Annotated in this window: 16 protein-coding genes; 9 read left to right on the forward strand and 7 right to left on the reverse strand. The window is 58.1% G+C overall.

Going from position 1 to position 13,465, the window contains the following annotated elements; all coding sequences use genetic code 11:
* Positions 1–39: 39 nt before the first annotated feature.
* Complete coding sequence (locus KHO53_RS23215) at positions 40–921, reverse strand: LysR family transcriptional regulator (RefSeq protein ID WP_213570942.1); 882 nt, start codon at positions 919–921, stop codon at positions 40–42.
* A gap of 192 nt (positions 922–1,113) precedes the next feature.
* Between KHO53_RS23215 and KHO53_RS23220 the strand changes: the two genes are divergently transcribed.
* A complete protein-coding gene (locus KHO53_RS23220) occupies positions 1,114–2,637 on the forward strand; it encodes an MFS transporter (protein ID WP_213570943.1) in 1,524 nt (507 codons plus the stop codon).
* 35 nt (positions 2,638–2,672) lie between these two features.
* Here the strand turns inward: KHO53_RS23220 and KHO53_RS23225 are convergent, their stop codons facing one another.
* Positions 2,673–3,101, reverse strand: coding sequence for a hypothetical protein (locus KHO53_RS23225; RefSeq protein ID WP_213570945.1), 429 nt, complete (start codon positions 3,099–3,101; stop codon positions 2,673–2,675).
* A 176-nt stretch (positions 3,102–3,277) separates the two neighbouring features.
* On the opposite strand from KHO53_RS23225, the gene KHO53_RS23230 reads away from it, so the two are divergent.
* Positions 3,278–3,487, forward strand: coding sequence for a DUF2158 domain-containing protein (locus tag KHO53_RS23230; RefSeq protein WP_010226463.1), 210 nt, complete (start codon positions 3,278–3,280; stop codon positions 3,485–3,487).
* A 109-nt stretch (positions 3,488–3,596) separates the two neighbouring features.
* Here the strand turns inward: KHO53_RS23230 and KHO53_RS23235 are convergent, their stop codons facing one another.
* Positions 3,597–3,962, reverse strand: coding sequence for a hypothetical protein (locus KHO53_RS23235; RefSeq protein WP_213570947.1), 366 nt, complete (start codon positions 3,960–3,962; stop codon positions 3,597–3,599).
* Between the two features lie 626 nt (positions 3,963–4,588).
* Here KHO53_RS23235 and KHO53_RS23240 point away from each other — a divergent pair.
* Both KHO53_RS23240 and KHO53_RS23245 read left to right on the forward strand, forming a co-directional pair.
* A complete protein-coding gene (locus tag KHO53_RS23240) occupies positions 4,589–5,002 on the forward strand; it encodes a CBS domain-containing protein (protein ID WP_036995683.1) in 414 nt (137 codons plus the stop codon).
* Positions 5,003–5,197: 195 nt separating this feature from the next.
* Positions 5,198–5,434, forward strand: coding sequence for a PLD nuclease N-terminal domain-containing protein (locus KHO53_RS23245; RefSeq protein WP_213570949.1), 237 nt, complete (start codon positions 5,198–5,200; stop codon positions 5,432–5,434).
* Between the two features lie 51 nt (positions 5,435–5,485).
* Here KHO53_RS23245 and KHO53_RS23250 read toward each other — a convergent pair whose 3' ends face one another.
* The 4 genes from KHO53_RS23250 to KHO53_RS23265 form a co-directional block, all read right to left on the reverse strand.
* The gene (locus KHO53_RS23250) at positions 5,486–6,664 is read right to left on the reverse strand and encodes a cystathionine gamma-synthase (RefSeq protein WP_010226471.1); all 1,179 of its coding nucleotides are present in this window, start codon (positions 6,662–6,664) and stop codon (positions 5,486–5,488) included.
* Entirely contained in the window at positions 6,661–8,037 is a 1,377-nt protein-coding gene (locus tag KHO53_RS23255; RefSeq protein ID WP_036995681.1) for a pyridoxal-phosphate dependent enzyme, read from the reverse strand. The genes KHO53_RS23250 and KHO53_RS23255 overlap by 4 nt, the downstream gene beginning before the upstream one ends.
* A 314-nt stretch (positions 8,038–8,351) precedes the next feature.
* Positions 8,352–9,395, reverse strand: a complete 1,044-nt coding sequence (locus KHO53_RS23260) for an SDR family oxidoreductase (RefSeq protein WP_213570951.1) — start codon at positions 9,393–9,395, stop codon at positions 8,352–8,354.
* Between the two features lie 3 nt (positions 9,396–9,398).
* Positions 9,399–9,818 (reverse strand): ester cyclase, encoded by a 420-nt coding sequence (locus tag KHO53_RS23265; RefSeq protein ID WP_010226477.1) that lies wholly within the window; start codon positions 9,816–9,818, stop codon positions 9,399–9,401.
* Positions 9,819–9,934: 116 nt separating this feature from the next.
* Between KHO53_RS23265 and KHO53_RS23270 the strand changes: the two genes are divergently transcribed.
* The 5 genes from KHO53_RS23270 to KHO53_RS23290 all read left to right on the forward strand — a co-directional run bounded on the left by KHO53_RS23270 (position 9,935) and on the right by KHO53_RS23290 (position 13,389).
* A complete protein-coding gene (locus KHO53_RS23270; RefSeq protein WP_036995680.1) occupies positions 9,935–10,840 on the forward strand; it encodes a LysR family transcriptional regulator in 906 nt (301 codons plus the stop codon).
* 4 nt (positions 10,841–10,844) lie between these two features.
* Complete coding sequence (locus KHO53_RS23275) at positions 10,845–11,252, forward strand: acyl-CoA thioesterase (protein ID WP_010226479.1); 408 nt, start codon at positions 10,845–10,847, stop codon at positions 11,250–11,252.
* A 71-nt stretch (positions 11,253–11,323) separates the two neighbouring features.
* Entirely contained in the window at positions 11,324–11,530 is a 207-nt protein-coding gene (locus tag KHO53_RS23280) for a YceK/YidQ family lipoprotein (protein WP_026001512.1), read from the forward strand.
* Between the two features lie 114 nt (positions 11,531–11,644).
* Positions 11,645–12,373 (forward strand): fimbrial biogenesis chaperone, encoded by a 729-nt coding sequence (locus KHO53_RS23285; RefSeq protein WP_213570953.1) that lies wholly within the window; start codon positions 11,645–11,647, stop codon positions 12,371–12,373.
* A 26-nt stretch (positions 12,374–12,399) separates the two neighbouring features.
* Positions 12,400–13,389 (forward strand): fimbrial protein, encoded by a 990-nt coding sequence (locus tag KHO53_RS23290; RefSeq protein WP_213570955.1) that lies wholly within the window; start codon positions 12,400–12,402, stop codon positions 13,387–13,389.
* Positions 13,390–13,465: the final 76 nt, after the last annotated feature.

Here is a 13,465-nt window from a genome sequence, read left to right on the forward strand (position 1 = left end):
CGAATTCGCGCTGTTCATGGCTACAGGACCGCTTTGCCTTCAGGGGCTGAGTGTTGGAATCGGCATTGATGGCGACTCAGACATCTCCACCAGCAGTTGCCCAAATGCGTTGGCCGCAGGCGTCTTTCCCGTGGCGCTCCATATCAGTCTGAAATCAGCATCCACCAGCGCTGGCAAGCCATGTTGCCCGTCAATCACCACCATACCGGGCTCTAGATCGCCCAGCGGTAGCGCGGTGACGGCAAGCCCCGCCAATACCGCCGCCCGCAGCCCTTGCTGGCTAGGAGAGGTAAAGGCGACCCGCCACTCGACGGAGGAACGCTTCAGTGCCTCTACGGCCACCTGGCGGTGCACGCAGGGTGCTGGGGCAAACGCCAGCGGCAATGGGCCATCGCCGGCAAAGTCGAAACTGTGCGCCGCAGCCCAGACAAACCGGGTTTCGCGCAGCACGGTACCGCCGGCCTGACTGTCCGGCAATGCCATGACCACGGCCAGATCGAGCCCATCGCTATCAACCAGCGCGCGCAGATCGAGGTAGGTGCCAACGGTTACATCCAGACGTACTGCGGGAAATTGCCTGGCGAACCGAGCCAGTAACGGCGGCAGGCCGTCGCCGATAAAGTTCTCGGGTACACCGAAACGCACAGCCCCGGATATCGATGACGCTTCGAAACGCCGGGAAAGGGCGTCCTGCGCTCTGAGGACTTGTTCGGCATGGCGCAGAAAGTCTTCGCCATCTTCTGTCAGTGTCAAACGTCGGGTGGTGCGTACCAGCAGTCTGGTACCGGCCTGTTCTTCCAAACGCCGGATCTGATGACTGATCGCTGACTGGCTCACGTGCTGCCGCTCTGCGGCACGGGTGAAACTGCCGGTTTCCTTGATCGCGACAAAAGCACGCAATAACGCTGGGTCGAAGTCCATTAAGTCAACTCATGACGGGTGCTCATGAAACTTACGAAATTAAATCATTTCTGTCATTTTTTAATTACTTCCAGAATGCGGGCGGTCACCTGGACGTTTGCCCGGTGACGCTGGCGAGGCTATTGCGTCTGCCCCCTGACAGCGTTCAGAGCAGTCTTGCCAGGCCCCATCAACTTGATCTGGAAGATCACAATGCAGTTCTCTTCTTCGCAAAAAGATGTGTTCGCCATAGCCGCCGTTTGCTTGGCCTCGCTGATGTTCGGCCTGGAAATCTCAAGCGTGCCGGCCATCCTGCCCACGCTTGAATCGGTTCTGCGCAGCGATTTCAAAGAGATGCAGTGGATCATGAATGCCTACACCATCGCTTGCACCACGGTGCTGATGGCCACCGGCACGCTGGCGGATCGGTATGGGCGCAAGCGTGTGTTCGTCATTAGCCTGGTGCTTTTCGGCATTACCTCACTGGGCTGTGGATGGGCGCAAAGCGCCAGCGTGTTGATCGTCAACCGATTCCTGCAAGGTATGTCCGGCGGGGCCATGCTGATCTGTCAGGTGGCAGTGCTGTCTCACCGATTCCAGTCAGGCGCTGCACGCGGCAAAGCTTTTAGTGCTTGGGGGATCGTGTTCGGTATCGGTTTGGGGTTCGGTCCGATTATCGGCGCAATGATCGTGGCGTTGTCGAATTGGCAATGGGTGTTCCTGGTGCATGCGCCAATCGCCGTGCTCGCGCTGCTGCTGGTGATCGCCGGTGTCGATGAATCACGCGATCCGCAGCGTCGCAAGTTGGATGTTTTGGGCATTACTTCGCTGTCGCTGGCAGTGTTAGGCCTGTCCTGGTTCATCACTCAGGGAGCGGCGCCAGGTTTTTCCAGCGCTTTGGCCATCGCCAGTCTGGCCAGTCTGGTTGTGGCAATGGTCAGCTTCATCGTCTTTGTCGTCGCGCAGCGCCGCAATGCCGATCCCATGTTCGATTTCTCTGTATTGCGCATCCGCCGCTTCTCGGGTGCCTTGTTAGGCTCGGCCGGCATGAACTTCAGCTTCTGGCCATTCATGATTTACCTGCCTCTGTACTTTCAAAATGGCCTAGGCTACGCCAGTGTCGGCACCGGCCTGGCACTGCTGGCCTACACGTTGCCGACGTTGGTTGTCCCCCCGTTAGGCGAACGGCTGGCGCTGCGCTATCGGCCGGAGGTCGTGATCCCGGCGGGCTTGTTCACCATAGGCCTGGGGTTCCTGCTGATGAATTGGGGCAGCAGCGTCACGGATGCCAGCTGGCTGACGATGCTTCCAGGCTGCCTGATCGCCGGGATTGGACTCGGGTTGACCAATACGCCTGTTACCAATACCACCACCGGATCGGTGCCCAGTGAGCGTGCTGGCATGGCATCGGGCATTGATATCAGCGCTCGTATGATCAGCCTTGCAATTAATATCGCACTGATGGGATTCATCTTGGTGGAAGGCATCCTGTCTTCCCTGCGCGACCAGTTATCTGGCGCACCCGATGATGTGCAACTGAGGTTGCTGGCGGAGGAAATTTCAGCCGGCAACACTGCCGAGTTGGCGCAGGCTGGCCAAGGGACTGCGATTGCGGTCGATGTCGCCAATGCAGCGTTGGCGCATGGGTTTGGCTGGGTGATGCTGTATGGCGGTATTGCTGCATGGGTGCTAGTGGCGGCGAGCTACTGGGTCTTTCGTTCGAGCAAAGCCCGTTAAGCCTTAGTTGTGACTGTAATCCGAAGGTCTTCGGTCTATCGACCTGGTATTTCGTTCGCGGTCAGTGCCGCTCTCTTGCACGCGATCACGAGCATCACGGTTGATGTGATCCCTGGCGTGAGAAAGAAGCAATAAATTTGCGGGATGAACGCCTTGAAGGAGGCGGCGATTGTTAGACCCCATAGGGTGGTAACAATTACCCCAACGACGAGCAGTGGCTTGTTTTTCAGTGCGGGTGTGCTCGACATTGCAATGCTGAAGATTTTCCAGCCTGACCAGATTCCGAACATCGAGATTGCAGAAGCGATGAGCGTGAAAGGAATGGTGCGCGAAGGGACCTCGGGAACGAAGGGGGGATGGATGAAAATAGCCACCAGGGTCACTGAGAAAAGAACGGTGATCGGTAGCAGGCCGAAGAGTGCTCCGATGATTAAGCCAATACGGAGTTTGATGATGCTATCCATGCTTACCCTTACGAACTGAACCGGCGGCGAGGAATCACCCTGCAAGCGGTTGCGGCGGGTGAAATCGTAGGTTTGAGAATATACTGAGGCAGACGCAGATCAGGGCTCTCCAAGGGTAATTGCGCTTAGGTTTGCCGCAACCCATGAGGGGGGTCAACCAACCAGGGAGCCAGGCCATGTCGAATTTCGAGAAGGGCGATCTAGTGGTTTTGAACAGTGGTGGCCCTGTCATGACTGTCAGGTATGTTGATAATGACATAAGCGAAGGTTACAGCGTGCAAGTGACCTGTGATTGGTTTGATAAAGCAGAGCAGCATCACACGGCTACATTTAACGCTGAGATGATTGCAAAAGGGGACGGTCGGCTTAAAGGCTCAACCCTTTGAGGCAAGCGGGATAGGGATGATCACCATGCACGATCGGTGCAGTCGTGTCGATGGCGCTGGTGGCCGGGGCGCTCTGGCGTAGCTACCAGCACGGCCGGTGTCGTAGATATCAAGGGATAGATTTTCCGATCTTGGCGACAGCATGGACAATGGCGCGGCGCATCAATTCACACTCGTCATCGCTATCGATATCCGCGCCCTCAGACCAGTCGTCCGGGTTCTTTCCAAAAAGATCTTTGGGCATTGCGCATAGAAACGCGCAATCGATATGAAGACCAAGCTTCACCGCCAGGCGCAGCGCGTCGCCATCATTTACCAGTGGATTCCAGAGCGCTCTACTTTCGTCAACGAGCATTAGAAAGCCCTCTTCACAGACCCTCGGGTGCCCAGGATCGCCTTGCCACAAGTCCGTCCATTCGATGAATTCATACCCAGCAGCCTTAGCCGCCAGCTCCAGCAATTCCCGGTCCATCATGATGTATACCCATTATCCAGTGCCCGGCTGAGCCGTGCTGTCAGGTGTTCAGCGCCCTTGCGCTCAAACGCGACGAAGAGCTGCCCTGTATCGAAAAGTACGGCCTCGGCCCTTTCAGATCAACCGGCCATGTAGAGTGGGCCCCCGTTGGGTAGGCGTGATCGTTCGGCCCATCAGCAGGCAGGGCCGTTATCGATGGGGGGCGGTGATGATCTGAATATCGTGTGCTCGAACTTTTTGCGTGCAAAAGGTTAAGGTCTTATTTTTGGTTCTTCACGGAATCTCGGGGACTATGATCCTTGGGATGGGATGTTGAGGCTGCGAGTTTATCCATTCACGACCTTGACCTCTCCATCCCAGCCTCAGGATCACAGCCCCCGGAATTCCGTGAAGAACCTTATTTTTTCGCAAGCTATCGTTTGCACGAAAAGTAATGAAGAGAGAAATTTAGCACCGCTTGTCGAGTATACAAAACTCCTCGGGTTGTTTGGCGTCAGTTGTTACGTACACAGCCATAAGCGCAAAGCCACGGTGACGACTGAAGCCAGTCGTGAATAAATGCGACCTCGCCGCCAGCGCCGAAAACACTGGGCGGCGACCTGTTCGGATAGAATGGAGGAATTTAGATGAAAATCTCCGAAATTATGAGCCGTGATGTAAAAACCGTTCGCCCCCAGGCGACACTTCAAGAAGTGGCGCGCATGATGCAAGCCGAGGATATTGGTTCGGTGGTTGTCGGTGAAAACGATCGAATGGTAGGAATAGTGACTGACCGCGATATCGTTCTTCGTGCTGTTGCAGAAGGCCGGTCAATGGATGCTCAGGTCGGTGATGTCATGTCAAAAAGTGTTTGTTACTGCACGGAAAGTGATGAGCTGGAAGCGGTGGCACGTAATATGGCCGACATAGAAAAGCGCCGACTACCCGTTGTAAACAGTCAGAAGCGTTTGGTGGGGATTGTTTCGCTTGCCAATATAGCGAGCGCCCATCAAAACACCGTAAGTGGTGAAGTACTTCAAGGCGTGGCCAGACCCCATTAAGCTCAAAAAAATGGCGATCCTCACCCAGCGCCACTCCGATCAATCCAGTCTGCGTGAATAAAGGCTCGAAGCATGCGTTGTGCTTCGGCCTTTGCGCATGCCTGAGTGGGTGCAATGGACAGGCGCTCGCGAAATTTTGAACCCTGCCGCAGGTATGCTGCCAACCCTGTATGAACCCTTTAGGGAGCAGCAGCCATGTCAGATCCAGTCAGCTATTTCTGGATGTTCGTCGCGGCGGTCATCGTTCTTGTCGACCTTTGGGCGATCATCAACATCTTGGGTAGTGATAAGAGTGATGGCGTCAAGGTCCTGTGGCTTCTGGGGATTGTGATCTTCCCTGTGCTTGGCCTGATTGTCTGGGGACTGTTCGGACCTCGCGGTATCAAGCCTGGGTCAGGGTCAGGGTCTGGATCGCCTGAGCACAGCAAGTGATAGCGTGCAAACGTGCTCTTGTCCGACCACGAGCAGCTATCGACCCACCGCTTAAATCCGCGCCAATGCCTGGGCCAGGTCGGCGCGCAGGTCTTCGACATCTTCGACACCCACTGACAAACGCACCAGCGCATCACCGATGCCCAGTTGCGCGCGGGTTGGTGCGGGGATGCTGGCGTGGGTCATGATCGCCGGGTGTTCGATCAGGCTTTCCACCCCGCCAAGGCTCTCGGCCAAGGCGAATATCTGTACCGCTTCGAGGAAGCGTTTGGCGCCGTCCAGGTCGCTGTTCAGGTCAACGGAAATCATCCCGCCGAACCCGCGCATCTGCCGCTGTGCCAGTGAGTGCTGCGGGTGCGACGCCAGGCCCGGATAATAGACCCGCGCAACCTGCGGCTGACGTGCAAGCCATTGCGCCAGCTCCAGCGCATTGCTGCAGTGGCGCTCCATGCGCAGTGCCAGGGTCTTTACGCCGCGCAGGGTGAGGAAAGCGTCGAACGGCCCGGCGATAGCACCCACCGCGTTCTGCAGAAAGCCCAGGCGCTCGGCCAGCTCGAGGTTCTGCCCGACCACCGCGATGCCGCCGATCACGTCGGAGTGGCCGTTCAGATACTTGGTCGTCGAGTGCAGCACGATATCGAAGCCCAGTTCCAGCGGACGCTGAATCCACGGGCTGGCAAAGGTGTTGTCAGCCACACAGATGATGCCTCGCTCGCGACAGGTGCGCGCGACGGCGGCGAGGTCAGTGAGGCGTAGCAAGGGATTGCTCGGTGTCTCGACCCAGACCATCCGCGTGTCGTCCTGCAGCGCCGCTTCGAATGCCGCCAGGTCAGTCAGGTCGACGAAGCTGAAGCGATGCCCGGCGCTGCGCCGGCGCACCCGTTCGAACAGCCGGAAAGTACCGCCGTACAGGTCATTGCCAGAGACGATGTGGGAGCCTGTGTCGAGCAGTTCGAGCACAGTGGCGATCGCCGCCAGCCCGGAGGCGAAGGCGAAGGCCTGGGTTCCGGCCTCAAGGTCCGCCACGCAACGCTCCAGCGCCCAGCGCGTGGGGTTGTGCGAGCGCCCGTAGTCAAGGCCCTTGTGCACACCGGGGCTTTGCTGCGCATAGGTGGAGTTGGCGTAAATCGGCGGCATCAGTGCCCCGGTCGAAGGGTCCGGCGCCTGTCCAGCATGGATCACTCGGGTGGCGAAGGCGCGTGGCGCGCCGGTTTCATCGTGCTGACTCATGGTAGGGACCTGCGTAAGTGATTGAGCATGTCAACGCGGGTAATCACGCCGTGGAAGCCCGAAGCGTCTTCGATGATCGCCACCAGCCCACGGTCGAGCTCAGCCTGCAGCTCGGCCAGGCTGGCGCTGGGCGGCAGGGTTTCCAGTTTGTCGGTCATCGCGCTGGCCACGGTCAGATGAAAGTGCGAAGCGTCCTGGTGCACGCCGAGCAGAATATCGGACTCGTCGATCACGCCGACCAGGCGCTGTCCATTCACCAGTACCGGCAGTTGCGACACATCAGCCAGGCGCATGCGCTGAAAGGCGGTGAGCAGCGTGTCGTCCGGGCCCACGCTGATCACCCGGCCATCCTCGAAACGCCGCGCAATCAGGTCGCGCAGATCGCCATAACGCTTGCGCGCAAGCAAGCCCTGATCGGTCATCCACTGGTCGTTGTAGACCTTCGACAGGTAGCGGGTGCCGGTGTCGCAGACGAAGCTGACGACCCGCTTGGGCTCGGTTTGCTCGCGGCAGTAGCGCAGTGCCGCCGCCAGCAATGTGCCGGTCGAAGAGCCGCCGAGAATGCCTTCGGCGCGCAGCAGTTGGCGGGCGTGATCGAAGCTCTCCTCGTCGCTGATGGAGTAGGCCTGGCGCACACTGGAAAGGTCGGCAATAGACGGAATGAAGTCTTCGCCGATGCCTTCCACAGCCCAGGAACCGGGCGTACCGAGGGTGCCGCTGCGGCTGTATTCGGCGACCACCGACCCGATCGGATCAGCCAGCACCATGGCCAGGTTCGGCTGCAGGCGGCGAAAGAAGCGGGTCAGCCCGGTAAGCGTGCCGGCCGAGCCGACGCCGACGACGATAGCATCCAGATCATGCTGGGTCTGCGCCCAGATCTCCGGAGCGGTGCTGCACTCGTGGGCCAACGGGTTGGCCGGGTTGTTGAACTGATCGGCGAAGAAGGCGTCGGGAATCTCCTGCGCCAGCCGCGCAGCAACATCCTGGTAGTAGTCGGGATGGCCCTTGCCGACGTCAGAGCGGGTGATGTGCACCTCGGCGCCCATCGCCTTGAGGTGCAGGACTTTCTCGGTGGACATCTTGTCCGGCACCACCAACACCACCCGGTAACCCTTGGCGCGGCCGACCAAGGCCAGGCCCAGGCCGGTGTTGCCGGCGGTGGCCTCGACGATGGTGCCGCCGGGTCGCAGGCGGCCATCGCGCTCGGCGGTGTCGATCATCGCCAGGCCGATGCGATCCTTGATCGAACCTCCGGGGTTTTGCGATTCGAGCTTGAGGAACAGTGTGCAGGGGCCGGTATCGAAGCGGCTGACGCGCACCAGCGGCGTATTGCCGATCAGTTCGAGCACGGCAGGGCGGGAGTCGTTCGGCATGTCGTCACCTCGCTGCGGGAATTCGCACTGGATGGACGGTAACCTGCGCTGAAGCGTTGCGTGTCAGTCGCAGGGAAAGCCTCGCTTGGAACATAGGCCTGGATTGCACCCTCCGCAACCGTCCGCAGCCAGCCGGTAGCGATGCCGAGATGGCTGATGCTGGCCGGAAGTAGACAGTTGCGATCGTCGCTGATCGGGTTGATCCGCAGCGAAGCCCGAATCCCACCGCTCGCTGATTGGCGTCAGTGCAACGGCGGGCTGGCGCCCGCCGTGGCCGAGGACAACCTGACACGGCGTCCGGGATCGGTTGACCACTATGTTTCGCGAGGTTCGCGCGCGGTGCTTTTTTCAATCCAGCCGTGTTCTCGGTACCACGCTATGGTCTCTGTGATGGTCCGCTCAACTCCCCGAAACGTCAGGCCGAGCTCTTCCTCACTCTTGCGATGGTCAAAACAGGTACGGTGCTCCTCCCGAATCAATAGGCGCAATGTCGCCATGCTCAGCAAAATGGGTTTGCCGGTAAGGCGCGCATAGAGCTCCTGCACGGTCGCCAGGAGGTATAACGCGGGCAGCGGGAGTTGCCGAACAGGCGTCTTAACGCCTGCGATTCGTCCAAGAATGGGTACCAGCTGGCGCATGGTCATGTTCCGACCTGCCGCGAGATAGCGCTCGCCTCTGCGCCCTTTATCCGCCGCGACTATATGCGCTAATGCCACATCACGGGCATCGACCACGGAGAAGGTACCCGGGATCAATCCGGGCAGTTTTCTGTTCACAACATCCTTGATCAATTGCCCCGAGGAGGTCGGACCTATGTCGCCAGGCCCCCACATCCAGCCTGGCAGGATCATGCAGGCATGCATCTCGGGATGTGCTTGCAAAAACGCCAGGACAACCCGATCAGCAAGTATTTTGCTGCGGTAGTAGTCATCCGCGTCGGCCTCGGCCCGCAGGCACGTCTCATCGATGGGGCTGCCAGGTGCGCCGTCAAGCACGGCAATTGAAGACGTATGGATGAACCGCCGTATGCCCGCACGATAAGCCTGGTGGATCAGCTCGTGCGTGCCCGCGACGTTGATCTTTTCGAGTGTTTTCCAGTGGCTGCCGCCCTTGTAGTTATCGCGAAAGAACGCTGCTGTATGAAACACCGTATCGCAGCCTTGCAGCGACGGCGCGAATGCCGTGACGTCGGCCATATCCCCAACGACCAACTCGACAGAGGGCAGATCGGCGAACTGCAGTTGACCTTTGGCTCTTGAGCGGACCAGGGCTTTAACCGCATAGCCACGTGCAACCAACTCGCGAACCAGGTTATTGCCCAACAAACCGGTGGCGCCGGTAACGAATGCGCTGCGCATGGTTCAACCCTCACCCTGTTGTGCAAACGGCATCAACACTGCCGTGTCAAAAAAAACCTCCTCGCGGATGGCCAGTCGATCCTTGAAGGTGAAGTGCGCCGCGTAGTGCACGCAGATAGCTCGGCCATGGGCTGGGATTACCCGGTCTGGCAGTACCAATGGGGCCGAGAAGGTGCCGGTCAGTATGGCCGTCAGCGCCAGGCGATCCTCAGTGACAACGAATGGGGTCAAGATCACGTGGGCATCAGCAAATGCGTCGATAAGCGCGATTTCACGTCTGCGCATGGACTCCCGGCCTTTTTGTATCCCCATGGCATCAAGGTAAACGAAGTCTTCGTGAACCAGCGCAAGCATCGCTTCTACATCACGGCGATTGAATGCATTAGCGGCTCGATCTGCGTATTCGGTAGGGCCTGTAGTCATTTGTTCCATGCCAATTGTTCGGAGGGCTTGCAGATATACCCTCAAGGCATCCACCGAAAAACAGCGACTGCTGCATAATGGCTTTGCATTTATGCAAAACAGGGAAGAGATGGCATATGGCGATGCACGCAAATTGGGATGATCTTCGTCTGTTACTGGCCGTTTCGCGGCGTGGCAGCTTTCTTCAAGCGGGCCAGTTGCTGGGGCTTGCGGCGTCTACCGTGTCACGCCGATTAACCCAACTTGAAGCCGCCCTGGGCGAACCACTGGTCGAAAGGGGCGTTGAAGGCTGTTGGTTGACCTCCAGAGGACAATCGCTGGTGGAAGTTGCCTTGGCCGCGGAAGCAGGCTTGAGGGGAAAGACTGTCACTGTGCCCGGGTCGAGTTCGGCGTTATCCGGGCGGGTTCTGGTGAGCGCCGGAGAAGGGTTCTCTTCTTGCATTATGGAGGCGGTGGCGCGCTTCACGTCCTTGCACCCGAGTTGCTCCGTGGAGTTGCAGGTCACAGCCGATTTCCACAAGATCGTGCGCGGCGCGGCTGACATTGCCGTACGCACCGCTCATTTGGGTGAGCCGTCGCTGATTTATCGCTCAGTAGGCAAACTCGCGTACGGTGTCTTTGCCGATGCAAGCTATCTGAAGCGATTTCCACACGTGACGCCGGCCATCGCCGACAGTATTGCCTTGCTTGCGCCGCTGGATATGTTGCCGCAGATGCGTGCAGCGAAGGCGGCGAGCCTGGACCGCGCGCAGGTCAGCGTAAGTTCCTTCGCTGCGCAGCTCGAAGCGGTGAGGCGAGGCATTGGCGTGGCCGTGCTGCCTCGGATGTTGGCAAACGGCTTGATCGAGTTGTTCCCTGAGCTGCACATCCCCGACATGGATGTGTACATGGTGACGCGGCCGCAGGCCCTGAAGCAGATCCATATCAAAACTTTTTATGCCATCCTGGAACAGGTGATGGTACAAACCCTTGGCGTTAAAAACGGGGATGTTAACGCTGTGCCTCTCACTATTAAGGATTGATCTTGTGCCGACTGCAGTGATTGTCAAGAGAACAGTATTGTTTGGTGACTGTGATCCCGAGGGGATTGTCTATACCCCGAGGTTTTCGTATTTCGTTATTGAGGCCGTCCATGAGGCACTTGCAGTCTGGCTGTCCGGTCCTGGATTAAGAACCCTGCTGGGTTTTGATCTACTGCCTCCGGCAAGGGCATTTTCGCTAGAGTTTCTTCATCCGGTCACGTGGGATGATGAACTTTCCATGAAGGTAAGTGTTGCCCGTGTCGGGCGTCACTCGTTCACATTTCTTGTCGAAGGTCGTTTAGCCTCAGAGGTTGTGGCCTTTACCGCCAGCCTCACACAGGTTTGCATCTCACCGGTTACCCGAGCCGTTATTGAAGTTCCTGAGCCGCTGAGGGCGCTACTCCAGGCTTGAGCGCCGCGGGTGACTTGCTTTTTCGTGCCAACGTCTATGCAGCAGACAATGGAAAGTAATAAGGACATTACGTGCTACGTAAACTCATGTTGATCCTGGCCATTTCGCAGTTGAGCGGCTGCGCCTGGTTTGTTGCAAACTCTTACGGGCCTGCTTCTTGCTTTGAAGGCACAGAGCTTGAGTTCAAGGAGATGATGCCGTTGATTGGGCCGTTCATCATTCTCGACTTACCCTTCACCGTGGTGGCAGACACGTTATCCCTTCCGGCGTGCCTGTAATCGATCAATGCTGGATGCCCAGGCCGTTGACGCTGCCGGGCTCCAGTTTCTGGCGTACCAGTCTTTAGGAATCGTCTGATAGGTGACGGGCCTGGGCCACGCCAGAATCGGCGAATGAAATTCGACATTAGCGTTCGCCACACTCGTTGCCGGCTGCTGCCCGGCATCGGCATCCTCCTGGCCTTGCTGTTCAGCACAACGGCACGCGCCGACATCACCTTCGACGGTTTCACGCGCTTTATCTTCGAGGGCAAGCAGAAGCAATTGCCGGTGATTATCGTCAACCAGGGCAACCAACCGGCGCTGGTCCAGGTCAAGCTCGACTGGGGTGACAAGCAGGGCACCGGTGAATTGCCCATGGCTGTTTCCAAGCCATTGCTGCTGATTCCCGCCAACAGCAAGGCATCGACCGACATCCTTTACCAGGGGGTGGGCCTGCCGGATGACAGGGAGTCCTTCCTGTTGTTGAAAGTGCTGCAGATTCCGAAAAAAAACGTCGATAGCAACGCCATGGCGATTGCCTTGCAGCACAACCTCAAGCTGTTCTACCGGCCGCCATTGCCAGGCTCAGTCAGTGCTGGCGTTGAACAACTGCACTGGTCGCCGGCTGCTGCAGGCCGTTATCGGGCCCGCAACGACTCGCCCTATTACCTGACGCTGACCGAGGTCGCTTTGCTTGATCAATCAGGCGTCGCCTGCGGCCAGGCCATCGATCATCTGATGATCGCGCCGTTTTCGTCCTATTCATTGAACGTGAAAGGCTGTGACAGGCCTGTCAGCCAAGTGGCTTATGCATTTATCAGCGACGCCGGGCTAAGCCATGCGCGGCGCAGCAACTTGTGACCCTGGTTACCTCAGAAGGCATTGTCATGTTTACCAAGAAGCTGTTCTTTGTCGGTTTTCTGTTCTTCCTGAGCATCCCCCACAGCTACGCATTGAAATGCCAGCAGACCAGTTCGGGGCTGATCAATGACACCACAACCATTACCGATACCACCGCCATTCCCAATTCATTGCCCGCCGGCACGGTCCTCTGGCGGCAACCGACGCAACGCATCAATGTCCAGTGCTGGGTGGACATTCAGGGTAGCCCCGGCGAGAACATTTACTTCTACATGAACCCGAACCGGGTGGACCTGGGCAAGGACATCGAAATCGGTGTCACCTATGAAGGCAAGGACTATCTCTATTCTTCGCTTACCGGCGGCAAGCTCAATATCGGATGGTGGGTGAACGGCTGTCCGGCCAACGACAACTGCGGCTGGCAAAAAGAAAGCAAGGCCATGACTTACTCGCTGTTTTTCGTGAAGAAGTCGCCTGCCGGTGATAACAAGGAGGGGCCGATTACCTCACTGAGTGACTACCGGGCGTTCCAGTTCGACGGCGTTGGCGGGGTGCGCCCAGGGGTGAGTTACAACGTCACCGTCAAAGGCCTGAACAAGTTCCGCTACCTGCCGTGTGAATCGTCGATCAACATCCAGCCAAGCGTGATCGATTTCGGTGCGATCCGCACCTCTGGCGCCAAAGTCGGCGCGACGATCAAGGACGTACCGTTCACCATCACCGAACGCACCTGCAATGCCGCCTATGGGCTGGGCGGTTACCTGGAGCCGCTGACAGGTACACTGTCCAGCAGCCAGGACACCCTGATCCCGACCGATAACAAATCGGTGGGGATCAGCCTGATCAACGAAGATGACCAGCGCGCCTTGCTGTTCAAGAAAGAATTCGTGTTGACGCCAAAAACCACGTCGACCACCAACTCGCACAACTTCCTCGCGCGCCTGAAGTGGATGACCGCGACGCCGAGCTTTGGCGAGTTCAACGCCGGTGCGACCCTGGATATTTTCTACAAGTAAGTTGCCGCCCTGTTGTAGACTCGGCGCCTTGCCAGCTTGCAATGGCAAGAATGTGCCGGTCATCGACCTGACGGTG

It is taken from the genome of Pseudomonas sp. RC2C2, from assembly GCF_018390435.1.
GTDB lineage: Bacteria > Pseudomonadota > Gammaproteobacteria > Pseudomonadales > Pseudomonadaceae > Aquipseudomonas > Aquipseudomonas donghuensis.

Coding starts and splice junctions, on each gene's coding strand:
- KHO53_RS23215 (WP_213570942.1), bottom strand. CDS start 921: ATGGACTTCGACCCAGCGTTATTGCGTGCTTTTGTCGCGATCAAGGAA.
- KHO53_RS23265 (WP_010226477.1), bottom strand. CDS start 9,818: ATGACTACAGGCCCTACCGAATACGCAGATCGAGCCGCTAATGCATTC.
- KHO53_RS23270 (WP_036995680.1), top strand. CDS start 9,935: ATGGCGATGCACGCAAATTGGGATGATCTTCGTCTGTTACTGGCCGTT.
- KHO53_RS23290 (WP_213570955.1), top strand. CDS start 12,400: ATGTTTACCAAGAAGCTGTTCTTTGTCGGTTTTCTGTTCTTCCTGAGC.
- KHO53_RS23225 (WP_213570945.1), bottom strand. CDS start 3,101: ATGGATAGCATCATCAAACTCCGTATTGGCTTAATCATCGGAGCACTC.
- KHO53_RS23260 (WP_213570951.1), bottom strand. CDS start 9,395: ATGCGCAGCGCATTCGTTACCGGCGCCACCGGTTTGTTGGGCAATAAC.
- KHO53_RS23245 (WP_213570949.1), top strand. CDS start 5,198: ATGTCAGATCCAGTCAGCTATTTCTGGATGTTCGTCGCGGCGGTCATC.
- KHO53_RS23220 (WP_213570943.1), top strand. CDS start 1,114: ATGCAGTTCTCTTCTTCGCAAAAAGATGTGTTCGCCATAGCCGCCGTT.
- KHO53_RS23285 (WP_213570953.1), top strand. CDS start 11,645: ATGAAATTCGACATTAGCGTTCGCCACACTCGTTGCCGGCTGCTGCCC.
- KHO53_RS23255 (WP_036995681.1), bottom strand. CDS start 8,037: ATGCCGAACGACTCCCGCCCTGCCGTGCTCGAACTGATCGGCAATACG.
- KHO53_RS23250 (WP_010226471.1), bottom strand. CDS start 6,664: ATGAGTCAGCACGATGAAACCGGCGCGCCACGCGCCTTCGCCACCCGA.
- KHO53_RS23230 (WP_010226463.1), top strand. CDS start 3,278: ATGTCGAATTTCGAGAAGGGCGATCTAGTGGTTTTGAACAGTGGTGGC.
- KHO53_RS23235 (WP_213570947.1), bottom strand. CDS start 3,962: ATGATGGACCGGGAATTGCTGGAGCTGGCGGCTAAGGCTGCTGGGTAT.
- KHO53_RS23240 (WP_036995683.1), top strand. CDS start 4,589: ATGAAAATCTCCGAAATTATGAGCCGTGATGTAAAAACCGTTCGCCCC.